Source organism: Chryseobacterium sp. 22458 (assembly GCF_052044975.1).
GTDB lineage: Bacteria > Bacteroidota > Bacteroidia > Flavobacteriales > Weeksellaceae > Chryseobacterium.
On record NZ_JBQEOA010000001.1, the window covers coordinates 822423 to 838832 of the forward strand.

Annotated in this window: 18 protein-coding genes and 1 tRNA gene; 11 read left to right on the forward strand and 8 right to left on the reverse strand. The window is 35.1% G+C overall.

Going from position 1 to position 16410, the window contains the following annotated elements; genetic code table 11:
- The first annotated feature begins 2 nt into the window (after positions 1-2).
- Positions 3-75 (forward strand) — tRNA-Met (locus tag ACTJJF_RS03550).
- A gap of 231 nt (positions 76-306) precedes the next feature.
- Here ACTJJF_RS03550 and ACTJJF_RS03555 read toward each other — a convergent pair.
- Positions 307-555 (reverse strand): Ada metal-binding domain-containing protein, encoded by a 249-nt coding sequence (locus ACTJJF_RS03555; RefSeq protein WP_440698718.1) that lies wholly within the window; start codon positions 553-555, stop codon positions 307-309.
- A 24-nt stretch (positions 556-579) separates the two neighbouring features.
- Positions 580-1293: a 2OG-Fe(II) oxygenase gene (locus ACTJJF_RS03560; RefSeq protein ID WP_440698719.1), complete on the reverse strand. Its 714-nt coding sequence runs from the start codon at positions 1291-1293 to the stop codon at positions 580-582.
- Between the two features lie 290 nt (positions 1294-1583).
- Between ACTJJF_RS03560 and ACTJJF_RS03565 the strand changes: the two genes are divergently transcribed.
- Positions 1584-2030 (forward strand): GNAT family N-acetyltransferase, encoded by a 447-nt coding sequence (locus ACTJJF_RS03565; RefSeq protein WP_312300565.1) that lies wholly within the window; start codon positions 1584-1586, stop codon positions 2028-2030.
- 337 nt (positions 2031-2367) lie between these two features.
- Here ACTJJF_RS03565 and ACTJJF_RS03570 read toward each other — a convergent pair whose 3' ends face one another.
- From ACTJJF_RS03570 to ACTJJF_RS03590, 5 genes are all read right to left on the reverse strand, one after another.
- Positions 2368-2949, reverse strand: coding sequence for a hypothetical protein (locus ACTJJF_RS03570; RefSeq protein ID WP_312300562.1), 582 nt, complete (start codon positions 2947-2949; stop codon positions 2368-2370).
- 364 nt (positions 2950-3313) lie between these two features.
- Positions 3314-4651, reverse strand: a complete 1338-nt coding sequence (locus ACTJJF_RS03575; RefSeq protein ID WP_440698720.1) for a helix-turn-helix transcriptional regulator — start codon at positions 4649-4651, stop codon at positions 3314-3316.
- A gap of 303 nt (positions 4652-4954) precedes the next feature.
- A complete protein-coding gene (locus ACTJJF_RS03580; RefSeq protein ID WP_440698721.1) occupies positions 4955-5296 on the reverse strand; it encodes a helix-turn-helix domain-containing protein in 342 nt (113 codons plus the stop codon).
- Entirely contained in the window at positions 5266-5703 is a 438-nt protein-coding gene (locus tag ACTJJF_RS03585) for a transposase (RefSeq protein WP_312300553.1), read from the reverse strand. Before ACTJJF_RS03585 ends, ACTJJF_RS03580 begins: the two co-directional genes overlap by 31 nt.
- 33 nt (positions 5704-5736) lie before the next feature.
- Entirely contained in the window at positions 5737-6570 is an 834-nt protein-coding gene (locus ACTJJF_RS03590; RefSeq protein ID WP_312300552.1) for a hypothetical protein, read from the reverse strand.
- Positions 6571-7070: 500 nt separating this feature from the next.
- On the opposite strand from ACTJJF_RS03590, the gene ACTJJF_RS03595 reads away from it, so the two are divergent.
- The 7 genes from ACTJJF_RS03595 to ACTJJF_RS03625 all read left to right on the forward strand — a co-directional run bounded on the left by ACTJJF_RS03595 (position 7071) and on the right by ACTJJF_RS03625 (position 13713).
- A complete protein-coding gene (locus ACTJJF_RS03595; RefSeq protein WP_440698722.1) occupies positions 7071-7778 on the forward strand; it encodes a hypothetical protein in 708 nt (235 codons plus the stop codon).
- Positions 7779-8012: 234 nt separating this feature from the next.
- A complete protein-coding gene (locus ACTJJF_RS03600; protein WP_440698723.1) occupies positions 8013-8894 on the forward strand; it encodes a hypothetical protein in 882 nt (293 codons plus the stop codon).
- 270 nt (positions 8895-9164) lie between these two features.
- Positions 9165-10034 carry a helix-turn-helix domain-containing protein gene (locus tag ACTJJF_RS03605; RefSeq protein ID WP_440698724.1) on the forward strand — a complete coding sequence of 290 codons (870 nt, stop codon included), beginning with the start codon at positions 9165-9167 and terminating at the stop codon, positions 10032-10034.
- A gap of 82 nt (positions 10035-10116) precedes the next feature.
- Positions 10117-10986 carry a nuclear transport factor 2 family protein gene (locus tag ACTJJF_RS03610; RefSeq protein WP_440698725.1) on the forward strand — a complete coding sequence of 290 codons (870 nt, stop codon included), beginning with the start codon at positions 10117-10119 and terminating at the stop codon, positions 10984-10986.
- A gap of 337 nt (positions 10987-11323) precedes the next feature.
- The gene (locus ACTJJF_RS03615) at positions 11324-12091 is read left to right on the forward strand and encodes a hypothetical protein (protein WP_440698726.1); all 768 of its coding nucleotides are present in this window, start codon (positions 11324-11326) and stop codon (positions 12089-12091) included.
- A gap of 2 nt (positions 12092-12093) precedes the next feature.
- Positions 12094-12888, forward strand: a complete 795-nt coding sequence (locus ACTJJF_RS03620; protein WP_440698727.1) for a hypothetical protein — start codon at positions 12094-12096, stop codon at positions 12886-12888.
- Positions 12889-12912: 24 nt separating this feature from the next.
- On the forward strand, positions 12913-13713 hold the full coding sequence (locus ACTJJF_RS03625) for a hypothetical protein (RefSeq protein WP_440698728.1): 801 nt from the start codon (positions 12913-12915) through the stop codon (positions 13711-13713).
- Positions 13714-13753: 40 nt separating this feature from the next.
- Here the strand turns inward: ACTJJF_RS03625 and ACTJJF_RS03630 are convergent, their stop codons facing one another.
- Entirely contained in the window at positions 13754-13882 is a 129-nt protein-coding gene (locus ACTJJF_RS03630) for a hypothetical protein (protein ID WP_440698729.1), read from the reverse strand.
- A 241-nt stretch (positions 13883-14123) separates the two neighbouring features.
- Here ACTJJF_RS03630 and ACTJJF_RS03635 point away from each other — a divergent pair, with 241 nt between their 5' ends.
- A complete protein-coding gene (locus ACTJJF_RS03635; RefSeq protein ID WP_202838784.1) occupies positions 14124-14489 on the forward strand; it encodes a BlaI/MecI/CopY family transcriptional regulator in 366 nt (121 codons plus the stop codon).
- A 6-nt stretch (positions 14490-14495) separates the two neighbouring features.
- Positions 14496-16403 carry a M56 family metallopeptidase gene (locus ACTJJF_RS03640; RefSeq protein ID WP_440698730.1) on the forward strand — a complete coding sequence of 636 codons (1908 nt, stop codon included), beginning with the start codon at positions 14496-14498 and terminating at the stop codon, positions 16401-16403.
- Positions 16404-16410 lie beyond the last annotated feature (7 nt).

Below are 16410 nucleotides of genomic sequence, written 5' to 3' on the forward strand. Positions count from 1 at the left end.
ACCGCGGGATGGAGCAGTAGGTAGCTCGTCGGGCTCATAACCCGAAGGTCATCGGTTCGAGTCCGGTTCCCGCTACTCAACGAGAGAAGTAATGTCACATTACTTCTCTTTTTTATTTCTGTTGTTTCAAGCTTTGTTGATTTTGCTGACAATAAAGGTTGATGAATATCTCTGTCCATGTCATTGCGAGCAAAGCAAAGAAATCTCAATTTGACTGTAACTACAATAAAATTGAATATTGCTTTAGATTACCAGGAATCCACGAATAGAAACAGATTCATGAATTCGTGGCTAAAAAAGTCGTTTTTAATTTCCGGTACTGACTTTCCATTGTTGATAAGCACCTCTCATACAGTGTCCACAGGGACGGTAATTATTTTGGAGCGCTTCTGCTTCATCTGTAAAGAAAACTCTGTTTTCCTTTTTCATTCTTTTTCCTGATTTACAATTGAGTAAACCATAGATTTTCAGTTTTTTATTTCCACCCAATAGAATTTCCCGGTTGTGGATTTTACTTCTCAGATCTATGATGGATATTTGTGAATGGTGTATCATATTTTTAAAATAATGAGTAGAAGATTAGCTGGCTGCATCGTGAAAAATAATTCCCAGGGCATACCGGTTTCCCTTCTGTACTTCGCTTACTCCATGTTTCATATTGACTCTGTAGTATCCTTTGGCGCCTCTTTCAGGTTTAAAATTTGTAGTGAAAATAAGGGCATCACCCTTTTTAGGCTTTAAAACAATAGCTTTTGACTGTGCTCTGGGAACCTGTTGAGTAAGTACAAATTCTCCACCTGTGAAATCCTGATCAGGTTCACTGAGCATTAAAACAATCTGAATAGGAAAATACAGATCGCCATACAGATCCTGATGTAAAGTATTGAAACCTCCTTCATCATATTTTAAAATTAGAACGGTTGCTTTTTGCTGGCCACAAGCATTGCACTGTTGCAGAAAATCAGCGTGGTCTGATGGAAAGGAAGTATTGATGTGTAAGGCTTTAAACCAGGAATTGGCAATAGGTACCAGATATGGATAAACAGACGTTCTGATCTTCCGGATCAGGTCAGGTAAAGGATAATCAAAATATTTATATTCACCTAACCCGAATCTGTGACGGGCCATTACAACCGTTTTGCGGTACCGGGAATTATCGTCATAACCGGATTTTAATATTTCACATTCATGGTCTGACAGGATACCCGGAAGAACAGCATACCCATTCTGATGCATCTCCTCTGTAATATGTTGCCAGTCTGTACTTTCTATTTTTTTGATAATATCTGTCATTGTTTGTTTTTTATACAGCAAAGTTCTGTAGCTATGGAAAGATATACAATCCGAAACGTGCGGTATTTAACTATTGAGAAAGAAAGATTGTAATTGAAAGCTAAGGCAGAATATTTCGCCTATTGTATTGATTTGGATAATGTTTTATTAAACTTGAGGATGATTGATAGGTAGATACCTCCGATGAAGCTTTTGCTCAGTGCTGGACCATTGATATAACTCAAATCTGGATGATAAGACTATACCAGTTTAAAAATACTTTTGCAGTGTTAATTAAAATAAAGATAACGATGAATTACACAATTAAAAAAGCAAGCCTTGAGGATCTTAATGAAACAGCAGAACTGTTTAATCTTTACCGTGTTTTTTACAGACAGGAATCAGACGTTGAAAAAGGGAAAGCTTTTCTTAAAGAAAGATTTTTAAACAGTGAATCTGATATTTTTCTTGCCATAGCAGATGGAAAAGCTGTTGGCTTTGTACAGCTTTACAAACTGTTTCATTATACTAAACTACAAAAGCAATGGCTGCTAAGTGACCTTTTTGTACACCCAGATTACAGGGGAAAAGGACTTTCTGTAGCTTTGATTGACCGCAGTAAGCAATGGTGCGAAGAAACGGGAGCCTGCGGCCTGATGCTTGAAACGGAAAAGACCAATGATATAGGAAACACGTTATATCCCCGATGCGGATTTGAGTATGACGGATTGCACAATTACTACCACTGGTGGAAATAATAAAGGAAAACTGAAAACAAAATGTTGAGTCGAATTATTTCTACAGAAATCGTCATTTAATTCTACAGCGATTCTTTTACGGTACAAAAGCATAATTTTATTTTTGTACAGCTCCAGGGGTCATGGGTAGGACAGTTGGCCCTGTAGAGTGTTGCAAAAAAATCTCCGTCTAATTTTCTACTTTTTCCCCAAGTTTTATGATTAGTACCACAAAACTGCTTTTTCTGACGGAGATTTTTTGCTTTAGATTTATTCTTTTTCTACAGTGACACTCAAAAAAAAGATAAAAAAATCCCACTCTGAAAAAAAGTGGGATTTATTATTTTAAAGTTGAATATTATTGAGCCAGTTGAGCATAAGGAGTAAGCTTGTTGTCATCAGACATTGTCTGCCCCAAAAACTCTCTTTTCTGATCTGCCTTCATTCTTCCTGCAGCATCATTGGCATTAAAATAAGCTTCGCTTAGTTTTGTAGCAATATCAGCGGGCTTGAAATCAAACTTAGTATCACCCTCTACACCCAGATATCCGTTCTTTCTTGTAAGGTTGGTAATATAATTACTGTAATTGATGAAAGTATTTCTCAGATATTGAGTATGGTACTCCATACATTTTTTAGCTTTTTTCGAAGAATTGTTCAGGATACAGTTTTTCATATTGTTTCTGTACAGGAACCATTCAGATTCCAGAATACCATATTCTTTACCCAAAGCAACCTTTCCGTTTGTTACAATATTGTTATCAGCTTCCTTTGTAGAAATGGTCTGAAGGTGCTGAATAACCAATGGAACTGTAGCTTCAATTTTTGATTTTGTATCTTTCAGTATACTAAGGTCAGCAGCCGGAGAATTTTTTTTCTGTGCTGTAGTAACGTTAAAAATAAGCAGCAATAGTACAATCAGTAAGTTATATCTTTTCATGAGAAATTTTTAAAGCACTAAAATAAATATAATTTCCCGGTTAAAACAAATTTCATTTTGATTTTATTTAATAAAATTTAACATGTTTTAAGAATTTGAAGTAGAATCATTAATTTTTCTATGAATTAAGCAGATTTAAGTTGAGGCTCATTGTTTTTATTTAGCTAATTTTCAGTCTTTTATTAATTTACGTTGTTTTAAGAAATAACTGATTATTTTTTTAAGAATTTAAAATAAACTTTATCTAATTTTAAAATAAACGGTTGTGAGTTAAAATCGTTCACTTTCTACAGGGTATAGGACAATACAATCCAATTTATTTATGGATTACAGTTGGAAAGGACAGAATCAGAGTAAATGTAGATTATCCAATATCAAAAATCCATGTGTAAATATTTTCATTGGTACTTATATTCAGTTTCTTTCGGATTCTGTATTTCTTACTGACTACTGAATTCACCGTTACATTCTTATATTGAGCAATTTCCTTCGTTGATAAGTTCAGTTTGATTAATGCACAGTATTCTAAATCCGATTGGGTAAGCTGGGTATTAATATCCAGAAGCTGTTGATTGAACTTAGGAAATAACTTTGAGAACTTCAAATGAAAATATTTATCATTATTTTGTGCCAGGGTAATAAGCTCCTCCAGACTTTGGGTGTCTATACTGCTTTTGCGTTCAGAGCCCGGATCATTATTTTGTTCACTAAATATATCGGTATCTTCATTGGAGGTGGGTTCATCATTTTCAGATAATACAAGGTCCATGTTTTTATCCGTCTCATTATTGCTGTTGTTTTTCTTGCTGTAAAATCTATAGATGAAAAAGCCTGCTATCAGCAGCAAGAAAATGAGAACATATTTAAAGCTTTCATATTTTTTAAAGAAAGTATCTTCCTGAGCAGAATTTGCTTTATCAGCAATAAGAGAAGAATTTAGAATCTTTTTTTCAACAGTAGCGATACTGTCTGTTATCTTTTTTGCTTTTGTTGCAAAGAGAGCCTCATTTTTATAGTCCTGAAGACCAGAATAGGATTCTGCTTTCCCGGAGTAAATATCTTTTAATGATGCGGTGTAAATTTTATATTCTTTTGTTAAATTTTCAGATGCTTCAAAATACTCCAGAGCTTTTTCAAAGTTTTTTCTTTTATTTTCAATATTTCCTTTGATTATATAATGCGTAATAAAATCAGAGTGGTCCTTTTCATTTTTTAAATGTTCCTCAAACTTTGCAAGATAAATTTCTGCCTTCTGAAGTTCTCCCTGTGAATAATATTCATTGGCTAAATCCTGTGCAAAAGATGCCAGGTAAAAGTTTTTATAGGTGAATTTTGTATTAATTTTTTTAGATTCATTATATCCTTTTTGAAGATAGAAAATTGTTGAATCTTTTTTATCCGTATTACTTTCTTTTTTTATATTTCTCGCTAATGTTCTATAGACCGAAGATTTCAGTATAGGAATATTTTCTTTGGAAGCATGTATAAGACTGGCAAGGCATAGTGATAAAGCCTGCCTTGATTTTTTTGTATAGCCAATTTCTGTATAAACCATACCCTCACTCAGATAGAGTTGTGATAAGGCATCATATTTTTTAATAGTTTCAGCTAACGAAATTCCTTCCGAAATCTTCTTTAGAGCTTCTTCATACTGCTGTTCATTTATATAGACTTCAACCATCTTCAAGATGGCTTTTAGCATACCCTTTTCATTTTGAATTTCCTTTGAACGATAATAAACCTCCGTGCAGATACGCAGAATTTCCTTCGAACCTTTATCTAAATAGGCACTTTTACTTTGGGTGGTTTCAAATAAACTATCAATACTTTTTATTTGAGCAGTACTGGTTTGAGCATATATAAGATTACCCAACAGCACGAATAAAAAAAATATTTTAGCTCTCATGGCAAAGGCATTTATAAAACCTTAATTCGGAGTGCTTATAATGACATCCTGAATAATGAAGATCTTGTTCTATAAATTTAATACAAATAATTATAATATTTATAGAAAACTTTTCTTCCATTTCGCAACCGAATTTCTGCTTAGTTTAAAATGATTTGCCAGCTGAGTATTGTTCAGAGAATTTTTCTTCTGATATTCCAGAATGTCTTTTATGGTTTTTTCATCATAACAACGATGTTTTTGATTGATATTTTCATTATTTCCTGAAGTACCGAATATCATTTTATTCATTTTTATAACTTCCAGTGCAGATAAGCTGTCCTTTTGTAAAAGAGGAAAGTCCAGATTTTTTTTTTGTGGAAATTTAAGCTCAATGATATCATTGAAAATTTTGATGTAATCTGGTTTATTTAATTGCTCCTTAAGTATTTGTTCATCCATTTGTGTAAAGTGGTCTTGGGAATATTATATTCTTCTATAATTTGTTTTTTACTTTTTTGTCCGGAGTTTACGAGTTCTAATATAAATTCAATAATTTCCTTGGTATAAATATTCTTTCTGAAATTGGGAAGTGATGATATGGTATCAGCATTATTTTCTCTAATCATTTTGGATGGAGGTGAATAGAGTATCAGATATTGAGAGTAAATCCTGAAAAAATCATATTGGAGTAAAATGCTGAATTTCATAAGGAACTCCGTTCCGACATATTTTTCGGATAAGATATTTTCCAGTTCTCCATCAGAACATTTGAGAAATTTACAGATACGTTCGTTATCTATTTTGAGTTCTTCAATACGCTGACTGATAAGAGATCCTATATGGATGTTCTTAAAATTAAAAGACATGATATTGTGTTTTATTATTAAAAAGTTGTTTCTTTAGAGGGATTTTTTAAAAACCTGAGCAGATATTGCTCCTTTCCCCCAGTTGAAGTTATTATTGGCAGGATTTGAATCAAACATGTTAAAAATAAAGGTGACAGGTTGTGTTCCTAATACTTTTTCTATATAACCATTTAGACTATACGTTACCGTTTGGGGGGTTGAACTGCTGTTTACGATTGTTTCAGTATAGGTTGCCCCTACACTCACCATTGTATAGTAAGCGGTACCGCTGATAATTTGGGGTATTGTATATTTTCTTGATCCGCTTGCAGCCTCAATTCCGTTTTTAAGAAAACGAATCCCCATATATCCTCCAAAAGAACCAATAGAAGGATTGGTAAATCCCATCGGGGTTGAATAGGTTACGATCACCTGGGTAGTGGTTAAAGGAGGAATCGTGACTGTAACAGCCAATCCAAGAGCGATATTATTAATCGTGGTGGTGGAAGGAGAGCCGGAAACAGCCTGGGTAACGCTGTTTGTTGCTATGGAAGAATAAGCATTGTCAAGCTGATAATTATTGGTATTGCTGGGTGCAAAAGTCGTCCATTGTGCAGCAGCCGGGGTACCATAGTTAATATAAAACCCTTCCCCGTTTACCAGGGAGGAATTGGTATTATAAATTACCAACCCCTTGGCTGGGGATGCAATGGTGGTAATATCTGTTTCATTCTGTAAAGCAATTCTGGGAATGAGTAATCCCTTATCAGATGATTTGATATCCAGAATTGCTGACGGATCAGGATTGGATGTATTAATCCCTACGCTCCCTGTTTGTGAATATACACTGAAGCTACCGAATACTAATAATAATGCAATAATTTTCATAGGTGCTTTTTTTTACAAAGCTAAATTCAAAATCTGTATGAAGCGATAAACAAAGACTGTCGAAAGCTATCGAAAGCTATCGGAAATGATCAGAAATAAGGAGGATTTAAAAAGATCAGGCCATTTAATGTGTTTGTAGATTTTTTTGTTTTTACGAGATTTTTTTTCCGCAGATAATACAAGATTGTCAGTTGTTGCGTATCGATACCTTTTTGAGTTGGGTGGAATTTTAATCCTGTTTTTTTAAAAACAACTTATAAAAAACAAGGTTTGTTGGGTTTTTGATTGAATACGATAGTTTTCGATAGCTTTTGACAGCTTAAAAATTATTGTGTTTTAATGGTCTGCAATACTTTTGCATGTATAAAATTAATGCTCAATTTAAATGTTGGGTAATCATATTTTATACTGATTAATACCATTTTTCTTAAAAACAACATCCATATAAACTCAGGAAAACAATTATTAATTCATATGAATAATTTAATTAAAAATCACAGATGATGAAAAAACTAAGCTTTCATTTAATTCTTTTAAGCTCCCTTTATTTTGGACAAACAGGAAATGTAGGGATCAATACTGTAACACCCAAAAAAACACTGCATGTAAATGGCAGCCTGCAGGTTACTAATGAATTCAATGTAGGAGGGAGTGATACAACAGTAGGTTCTGCAGGATCGCCAGGACAAGTTTTGGTCTCTCAAGGGGCAGGAACACCTCCGGCCTGGAATACTTTACGCGAACTTAGCGGGCAGAGTTCTTTAGCCTTTAACATTTTTAGTACCGGAAAGAGTGTCAATGGCTCTACATCTTTTAATTCTATTCCGGGGTTGAATTATACCTATACGGCACCCGCTGATGGAGTTTTGCTTATCCAGGCTACTATTTATACAGCATTGGGGGAAAACTCAGGATCAGGAAGTCTTGTTTTTACTAATACTCAGATTGCCATAAGAGTTAATGGTACTGAAGCATTTTATGGGATGTCCACTCCAATAGGAAGTGCTAGCCCTCCAGCAGCCTTTAATCCAGAAACAACATTAGTTGTTGGTAAACTAAGCGTTATTAAAGGGCAGACTTATACCTTAGATGTTGTTGCAAAGGATTTTTATAAGTTTGGTGGTACTACAGGAGCATATGCTGGAACTTATACGTGGAATGCTTACTCTTCACAATCATCTATTATTGCAACACTAATTACTAATTAATCTGATCATTTAAAAACACAAATTTCATATAAGGAGGTACTTCTTACCTGATGAATACCTGAAGCTCTTGCTTCAGGTATTTTCATTTTAAGAGAAATATGTTGGGCTAAGAACTCAAAGATTCAAATCTTGGGATTTGATTAATTGTGATAGGTTTCGATAGATATTGATAGCTTACAAAATGCTTTAATTATTTGATTGCTAGTTATTTTTGCAGGATTAAAAATTAAAACAATGAGAAAAAAAATTTTACAAATGGCTTTATGTATTTTAGGAGCCTATTCTTTCGGGCAGGTGGGTATTAATACCATTACCCCAAATAGTACTTTAGCAATCAACGGATCTTTAGGAGCTGGCTATAAGGAAGTAACAACAACAGCTTACAATATTTTGGCTACTGATCATTATATTACTTATAATGGGGCTGCAAATACAACATTTACACTTCCGGTTATTGGAACAGGGCTTACAAGTTATACAGGAAGGATCTACAAAATCAAAAATATTTCTTCTTCCACCATTACGCTTCAGGCATCAAGCGGTAATACGTTGCGGATTGAGAATACACCAGTAACTTCTTTGGTGATTCCTGTGGGGGCTTATGCTGAGGTGGTGAACAACAGTAATATTACAGGAGGAACATGGGATTTGTCTTTTACAGTACTTCCTAAACCGAGTAATGTAGAGATTTATGGAGCGCAACTTTCAATTCCACCTCATGCAGGTGGAACAGTTGCTGACTGGGATAACCATGCTGATACAAGTTTTGATACAGGCTCGGGAACTGACAGATGGTGGGTTATTAGTAAGAATTCAATAAGTTATGAATTTTCATCCAACTATTCCAGAACAAGTAGAATGACCATTGTATATGAATACCAGGGAACTCCTTTTAATATCTCCAATATGTATCCTATTTTAACAGCAGGAAACAACTCAAGTTTTCCTGATATATTTACAGGATCATTTGTAAGTCTTGCCAATAATGGTACTGGTGGAAGAACCAGACTTACTGTTTCAGTTGCCCGTGCTGACTATACTGGAAACGATGGACTTAGTGACAGTAACTGGACAGGTACTTTCCTGCTAAACTTATTGCTGGCAAGAAAATATTAAATCCTTTGCAGACATATACTCTTATTGCTGTGGTTCTTATGGTTGCTTCACATTCTAGTAGTACAGGAAGCGGGCTTGTAACCTTTGCCTCTGTAAAAAGATTAAAATAAGGAAATTAAAAACACAAATTCCATATAAAAGAGGTCACTAGAACCTCATCAATGCCTGAAGTAATCTTCAGGTTTTTTATGAGATAAAAGTATCATTTTGTATTAATTACTTATATTTCCGGATCATATTTTCATTTCATTAACGTAAAAGAATGCAAAAATGAAAAAAGAAATTAAAAGATATCAGTTCAAAACAGATCTGCAGTTTGAGTTTGAAATTGTAAAATTACAGGATCTGTACCATACGAGTAAAAGAATTATGACGGTTCCCCACAGAACGAATTTCTATCATATTGTCTGGTTTAAGAACGGAGGATATAATCATCTGGTAGACTTTGAACCCGTAGAAATAGAATCCAACACCATTATATTTTTGAGCAGGCATAAGATTCATAGTTTTGATGAAAAAGTTAATCTTAATGGGTTGGCCATACTTTTTACCGATGATTTCTTTTGTAAAACGGAAGAACATTCCCGGTTTTTGAACAGTACAGCTTTGTTTAATGATTTATTGACACTTCCTCAAATAACAATCAATGAAGAAAGTATATTTACAGGAATTATTGAGCTGATGGAGAATGAGCTTTTACATCCGGCAGATCATTTTCAGCCGGAACTTTTAAGAAATTACCTGCACAGTTTTCTTCTTTTGGCAGAAAGAGAAAGGGAAAAAGAAGGATTCAGCGGACCGAAAAAAAGTGCGGACCTGGATTATGTGATTGTATTCAAAGATATGCTGGAAAAAAATTATACAAGGCTTAAACAGGTGAGCAGTTATGCTAAAGAAATTCATGTTACCGAAAAACGTTTAAACCAGGCTACGTCTAAAATACTGGGAAAGTCACCCAAAAAACTGATTGATGAAAGAGTGATGCTTGAAGCTAAAAGGCTTCTGATCTACACTACAGAAAGCGTAAAGGAAATTGGCTATAAGCTGGGTTTTGAGGAGCCTACCAACTTTATAAAATACTTCAGAAAACACAATACACAGACTCCCATTGAGTTCAGAGAAAAATTTTCCAATGATTAAAAGTATCATCTAAAAGACCATATCTACCTTTTGAGGAAACGGTGTTTACCAGATCTTTGCATTGTAAAATAAATGTCTGATTATGAAAAGAATAATTCTGTTTACAGCATTAAGTGCAGGGTTGGGAATAATATCCTGTAATCATGGAAATCAATTGAGTACTCAAACGAAAAAAAATAAAAATATGGAAGCATCAAACAAAGAAAAGGTGGTAGCCCTTTTAAAAAGTATTGAAACAGGTGCAAAAGAGCCTGTAGCTTATATTAATCCTGATCAATATGTTCAGCATAATTTGGGGATTGCCGATGGTTTGGCCGGTTTTGGAGAAGCATTACAACAACTGCCTCCTAACTCAGCAAAGGTAAATACAGTGCGTGCATTTCAGGATGGCGATTATGTATTTACCCATACGGAATATAATTTTTTTGGAGCTAAAATCGGTTTTGATATTTTCCGTTTTGAAAACGGTAAGATTGTTGAACACTGGGACAATCTTCAGGAAACTCCGTCAAAACCTAATCCCAGCGGACATACCATGATTGACGGAAGCACTGATGTAAAGGATCTTGAGAAAACAGAAGCCAATAAAGCTCTTGTAAAGCAGTTTGTTGAGGATATTCTTGTCAACGGTAAGATGGATAAGCTGGCAGGTTATTTTGATGGGGACAATTATATTCAGCACAATCCCGCTATTCCGGATAACCTTTCTGGTTTGGGTGCGGCATTGAAGGCTCTGGGAGAGCAGGGAATTTTCATGAAATACGATAAGATCCATAAGGTGCTTGGGCAGGGGAATTTTGTACTGGTGGTAAGTGAAGGACATTTCGGAAAAGACCATGATGCATTCTATGATCTGTTCCGTGTTGAAAATGGTAAGATAGCTGAACACTGGGATGTTATCGAGACTATTTTACCTCAGGAACAATGGAAAAACAGGAATGGTAAATTTTAAGCAATAGCTTACTCAATATTGGGTGTACAAGAAATAAAGTACACCTTTTTTATATACTTTAATTTCATAAGATTTTTTAAGTTCAAAAATTTTGCATCATACTAACAGTATACCTTATCAGCATCCGGTATTATGAAAAATCGGGTTTTTCGACAGGTTTCGACAGGTTTCGACAAATTTTGACAGGGTTTTTATTGGAGTTTACACTATGCCCAACAGTATATTTGCAAACCATAACTACAGATGGCATTGTCTTATTTTGCTGATTTTGTACAAGTTACATGACGGGCAGATAGTGAGCCAAATTATATTGTAGAATATTTAACAAGCACAAATGATGAAAAAAAACTTAATTATTGCAGCACTTGCAATGTCACCCTTTTCTTTGGGTCAAATTGGTATTGGGACCAGTACGGTAAATTCCAATATTATACTACAGGTTGAAAGCAATCCCCATACCGGCAGTACGTCATATGGGGGTATTTTATTTCCAAGAGTAGCTCTCACAGCTGCGAATGTTTTTGCTCCGGTTACCGGAACTCCAACTACCGGACTTATGGTGTATAATACTGCTGTAGGCGGAACAGGGAGTACTTTTGTATCACCGGGAGTCTATTTTTGGGATAACGTAAGATTGCTATGGAAAAGAATGTCGCAGACAGATGCTGATGATACCGCATTATTTTCCAATCAGGACACTTCTACAGATTTAAATGACGGAGTGAATTTTGCGGATCTTTTTGCCAACGTAAGATTCAATAATGATTCTGTGTTGTATCAGAAACTGGATAATACGACATTGAAAATTAATGAAGTAGGATATTATAAAGTTATTCTGAATCTTGACCTTACGAATAGGGACGGGGTTAATGATAACTTTGGGATCAGGCTTTTTATCAACGGGGTCAGTATCCCTGCAGACAGGTTTTATATACCGGGAAGAGCAACCGAAAATGCTTCGGTAGGCAAGTCTGTGGTGTTTTATATTCCTGTCAATATAGCAGGAAGTACGTTAAGGATTCAAGCATATGAAATAGATTCGGGTACTGAAGTGTACTTTAAAAACACAAATACATCAACAATATCAATACAAAGATTAAGATAACTATGAAAAAAATTTACATGGGTATATGTTTAGCCCTATGCTCAATTTTTAATTATGGGCAGGTGGGAATTAATACATCAACAATTAATGACGGGGTAGCTCTTCAGCTGGAGGCAACAGATAAAGGGGTCTTATTTCCACGGGTTGCACTGGTTTCACGAACTCTGACAAGCCCCTTAGCATCTACAATTCCTACCGGAACCATGGTCTTCAATACAGCCACCACGGGAGTATTTCCGAATACGATTACACAGGGACTTCATTGGTGGAGTGCTGAAGAGCAGCAGTGGACCAATATCAATACGAACATTGAAAATGTCATTGTAAAGTATACCAATACTGAAATGAGTACTAATTATAATACTACTTTTTGGCAGAATGCTAAGCTTTTCGGGAACAAGATTTTTAATGAAAGTACAGTGGTCTATTCAGTCAATGCTTTGAATAATACTGTAACGATCGGTAAGGCAGGGCTGTATTCTATCTCTGCATTATTATCCTTAAATAAACTGGATGGCGGGAGTGAAGGGGATGTTTCATTAAGTGCGAGGGTATATGTCAATGGAAGCCCCGTTGGCACTGAGCAGGTTATCAATTCTGATCACACATTAGGTGTAGATGATGGTAAGGGGCTGTTTTCCCACTCATTTACAGAGTATCTCGAACTTAATGATGGAGATATAGTAAGTGTCGGAATAAGAAAAACTATTGGAACATATTCCGGGAGTGATGGTTCTGCTCCGGTAAGTTTCAGTCAGAACGGTGAATCCAGTATTGTCATATCCCGTATTCGTTAAAATATTACTTTAAAATTAAACACAATGAAAAATATTTTTAAAATAATCGTTCTGGTTTTTAGCTATAGCATTTCCTTCGGGCAGGTGGGCATAGGTACGGTAAATCCTGTTTCGTCTTCTGTTTTAGATATAACTTCTCCCAATAAAGGAGTTCTTATCCCGAGAGTAACACTTTCAGCAACCAATAATAAACTTCCCCTGTCTGGAAATATACCTGACGGAACCATGGTATTTAACACCATAAAATCCGGAACAGGGCCAACAGCTGTTATTCCGGGAGTATATATTTGGGTCAATAATGAATGGGTATTTCCTGCTTCATTGGGTACCAAAACAACAGTAAAAGCTGTAAAGTTTAATAATCTTTCTTCGAGTACCACCAATTTCAATCCCCCTACAGTAGGCAGTCCGGTAAATATTGATGTTTTTGGTTCTGTGGTTTTTAATGATGATCCTTCGGTTTTTGAAAAGCTCAATAATTATCAGGTTCGTATTAATGCACCAGGTCTGTATCTGGTGAGTGCCAATCTTGCATTAAGGCAAAGTCCTGCAGTTGAAGAATCTGAGCTGCATGATTATATCCACTTCAACTTAGACGGGGTACTTGCCTCTTCCAATATCTCTACGGTTGTACCTCAATATAATCCTTCTGATATTAATATTAATGGAAGATTTGCATTTGGTTCTACATCGTATATCTACGCAAATGCAGGACAAATTTTAACCCTGCAGTCTACCAGGGGAGCAGCCGGAAGTAATTACAACGGAACCGTTATCTTTGATGCTGCGAGTCTTTCCAGCGTGACAATCATTAAGCTTCAGTAAAATAGATTAAACTGATTTATATTCAATTCTCAAAATACATTCAAGTATTTTCATGATAGCTGTGATCCTGAAAAGGTAATTCTTCAATGCTGTCTGAATCTGCTTCAGTTTTGGATAATCCTCCGCTGTTATTGATGGCGGAGGTTATTAATTTTTTTGCTGTTTTCATTTTTAAATAAAAACCAGTTTACTTTTAGCTGTTTTTTCACTTAATAATAAAATAGGTGCCCATTTAATTATATTTTAATTAATTTATTTAACTGATTTTCAATTAATTGACCTTTTGTATCGTTTTATCACTAAAAAAATAGTTGTTTGATTCATTTTTATTTCTACATTTGTATAACTAATTTCTTAGTGATATAGGAATTCATGGTCTCATATTACTATAATGATAAAAGAAACGGAATATGAAAATTCAGACATTAACGAAAGCAGAGGAACAGGTAATGCAGTATTTATGGAAAATAGAAAAGGGATTCCTGAAGGATGTTCTTGATCTTTTTCCTGAACCGAAACCGCACACCAATACTGTTTCTACCATCCTGAAAGTATTGAAGGATAAGGAATTTGTAGACTATCGTGTGCATGGAAGACAGCATGAGTATTTTCCGTTGGTATCCAAGGAACAGTATTCTGGAAAGACGATGAAAAGTCTTGTGAAAAACTATTTTAAAGGATCTTATAAAAGTGCTGTTTCATTTCTGGTAGAAAAAAATGAAATGACAGTGGAAGATCTTGAAATGCTATTGGACGAACTCAAAAACAAAGACTAAATACCCATGGAAGCAATACTTTTATACTTTGGAAAAACAATTTTATGTTCAGGTGTAATGTTTTTGTACTATCAGTTGTCTTTAAAAGACAAGACATTTCATCATTACAACAGATTTTATCTGCTGGCGGCCATATTGATATCATTATTGCTGCCTCTGATCAGAATAGATGATTTCACAATTGAAGTAAACAGTGATGTATATATGCTTCTTGACAGGATTCAGAATTTTAATACAGACAAAAAATTAGACAATGGTAACCTTTATTTTAACATTATTTTTTCAGCTCTGGGACTGGTTTCTTTCTATTTTTTAGGAAGATTGACCTACGGGATTTTTAAAATCCGCCAATTCAAAAAACAGTTTCAGAAAGAGAGTTTTGACGGGATCAATTTTTACCGTACAAACCTGACCGAAGCTCCGTTCTCTTACTTTAAAAACCTTTTCTGGAAGAATACAATCACATTGAATTCTGAGATCGGGAAACAGATTTTAAAGCACGAAATGGTTCATATTGAACAGAAGCATTCATTTGATAAGATCTTTATCGAAATCATTACCGCTGTTTTCTGGTTCAATCCGTTTTTTCATATCATTAAAAAAGAAATTAATCTAATCCATGAATATCTGGCTGATAAAAAAGCCGTAAAACATTCGGACACCAAAGCATTTGCGCAGATGCTTTTAGCAAGCCACTTTTCCGGAACACAGTTGCCTGCTGCCAGTCCGTTTCTAAGTTCAAACCTTAAAAAAAGACTTAAGATGTTACAGAAACCAAAAACCAAGTTCGGATATGCGCGAAGAATTTTTGCATTACCGGTTTTATTCTCAGTAGCCTTTGCTTATCTGGTAAATGCTAAAAACAGAGAAATTGAAGAGACCAATCTTTCTATTGAAAAAGCAGTTTCAGAAATTAAAAAAGATACTATAAGACCTGAGCAGAAAGCTCAAAAAGGAATCATAGAAGCCGGTGAGCCTTCATCTCCGGAGACAGAAGCAAAATTAGCTGCACTTGAGAAAAATATAAAAGAAAAAGAGACAGAGCTAAAGGGGCTGGATCCTGAAAGTGATGCTTTTAATAAGAAAATTGATGAGATAAGCAGTCTGGCTGCAGAAATAGGGTCAGTTGTTGCCAACATAGAAGTTGATAAACATTTCAACTCTCCTGAATGGAAAAACCAGATGAAGGAACTTGAAAATCTAGAGCCTCTTAATAAAAAAGAAATCCGAAGAATAAAAAGAGAAGCTGCAAAAGCCGGACGGGAGGCTGCAAAGATGGTTGGTAAACTACCGGTTCCTCCTGCGCCGCCTGCAGCTCCTGAAGAGCCCGAAGCTCCTAAAGTATTGTATTTTAACGATAATTTTGTAAATTACAGAGATCTGGGACCTAAAGAAAAAGAAAAGGTACGTAAAGCAATGAAGGAGGCTAAAAAAGCGATGCAGGAGAGCATGAAGGCCATGAAAGAAAGCCAAAAAGCTATGATGGCAGGTCAAATGGCAAGAATAGATGCTGACAAAGCCAGGATAGAAAGCGGGAGAATAAAAATTGACGTAGAAAAGATACGTAAAGATGCAGAAAAGGCAAGAATTGATGCACAAAAAATAGCCGCAGAAAGTATGAAAAGCCTTAAGGAAATTAATTTTTCCCAGTTGGGAAACTCGTCTAAGGTGATTGTAATGAATGCGGATTTCATTAAAAAAGACGGCAATGGAAATATTTCTATGGATGGGGTGAAAAAGTTCAATATAAGCAGTGGAGATGATGTCATGTACAAATATTATATTGACGGAAGGGAGGTTTCCAAAGATGATGTTAATCGCTTAAACCCTTCTGAAATTGCCAGAGTTATGGTCAATAATCAGAAAACCGGAGATTTTAAGAAAGGCGAGGTAAAAGTTGAAACAAAGAAATAAAGTTCCA

What these genes read in the sequence shown, in the direction of transcription:
- ACTJJF_RS03625 (WP_440698728.1), top strand. Translation starts at nt 12,913, where the DNA reads ATGAAAAATATTTTTAAAATAATCGTTCTGGTTTTTAGCTATAGCATT.
- ACTJJF_RS03575 (WP_440698720.1), bottom strand. Translation starts at nt 4,651, where the DNA reads ATGCTAAAAGCCATCTTGAAGATGGTTGAAGTCTATATAAATGAACAG.
- ACTJJF_RS03610 (WP_440698725.1), top strand. Translation starts at nt 10,117, where the DNA reads ATGAAAAGAATAATTCTGTTTACAGCATTAAGTGCAGGGTTGGGAATA.
- ACTJJF_RS03620 (WP_440698727.1), top strand. Translation starts at nt 12,094, where the DNA reads ATGAAAAAAATTTACATGGGTATATGTTTAGCCCTATGCTCAATTTTT.
- ACTJJF_RS03590 (WP_312300552.1), bottom strand. Translation starts at nt 6,570, where the DNA reads ATGAAAATTATTGCATTATTATTAGTATTCGGTAGCTTCAGTGTATAT.
- ACTJJF_RS03595 (WP_440698722.1), top strand. Translation starts at nt 7,071, where the DNA reads ATGATGAAAAAACTAAGCTTTCATTTAATTCTTTTAAGCTCCCTTTAT.
- ACTJJF_RS03640 (WP_440698730.1), top strand. Translation starts at nt 14,496, where the DNA reads ATGGAAGCAATACTTTTATACTTTGGAAAAACAATTTTATGTTCAGGT.
- ACTJJF_RS03560 (WP_440698719.1), bottom strand. Translation starts at nt 1,293, where the DNA reads ATGACAGATATTATCAAAAAAATAGAAAGTACAGACTGGCAACATATT.
- ACTJJF_RS03580 (WP_440698721.1), bottom strand. Translation starts at nt 5,296, where the DNA reads ATGGATGAACAAATACTTAAGGAGCAATTAAATAAACCAGATTACATC.
- ACTJJF_RS03565 (WP_312300565.1), top strand. Translation starts at nt 1,584, where the DNA reads ATGAATTACACAATTAAAAAAGCAAGCCTTGAGGATCTTAATGAAACA.
- ACTJJF_RS03600 (WP_440698723.1), top strand. Translation starts at nt 8,013, where the DNA reads ATGAGAAAAAAAATTTTACAAATGGCTTTATGTATTTTAGGAGCCTAT.
- ACTJJF_RS03585 (WP_312300553.1), bottom strand. Translation starts at nt 5,703, where the DNA reads ATGTCTTTTAATTTTAAGAACATCCATATAGGATCTCTTATCAGTCAG.
- ACTJJF_RS03630 (WP_440698729.1), bottom strand. Translation starts at nt 13,882, where the DNA reads ATGAAAACAGCAAAAAAATTAATAACCTCCGCCATCAATAACAGCGGA.
- ACTJJF_RS03635 (WP_202838784.1), top strand. Translation starts at nt 14,124, where the DNA reads ATGAAAATTCAGACATTAACGAAAGCAGAGGAACAGGTAATGCAGTAT.
- ACTJJF_RS03555 (WP_440698718.1), bottom strand. Translation starts at nt 555, where the DNA reads ATGATACACCATTCACAAATATCCATCATAGATCTGAGAAGTAAAATC.
- ACTJJF_RS03570 (WP_312300562.1), bottom strand. Translation starts at nt 2,949, where the DNA reads ATGAAAAGATATAACTTACTGATTGTACTATTGCTGCTTATTTTTAAC.
- ACTJJF_RS03605 (WP_440698724.1), top strand. Translation starts at nt 9,165, where the DNA reads ATGAAAAAAGAAATTAAAAGATATCAGTTCAAAACAGATCTGCAGTTT.
- ACTJJF_RS03615 (WP_440698726.1), top strand. Translation starts at nt 11,324, where the DNA reads ATGAAAAAAAACTTAATTATTGCAGCACTTGCAATGTCACCCTTTTCT.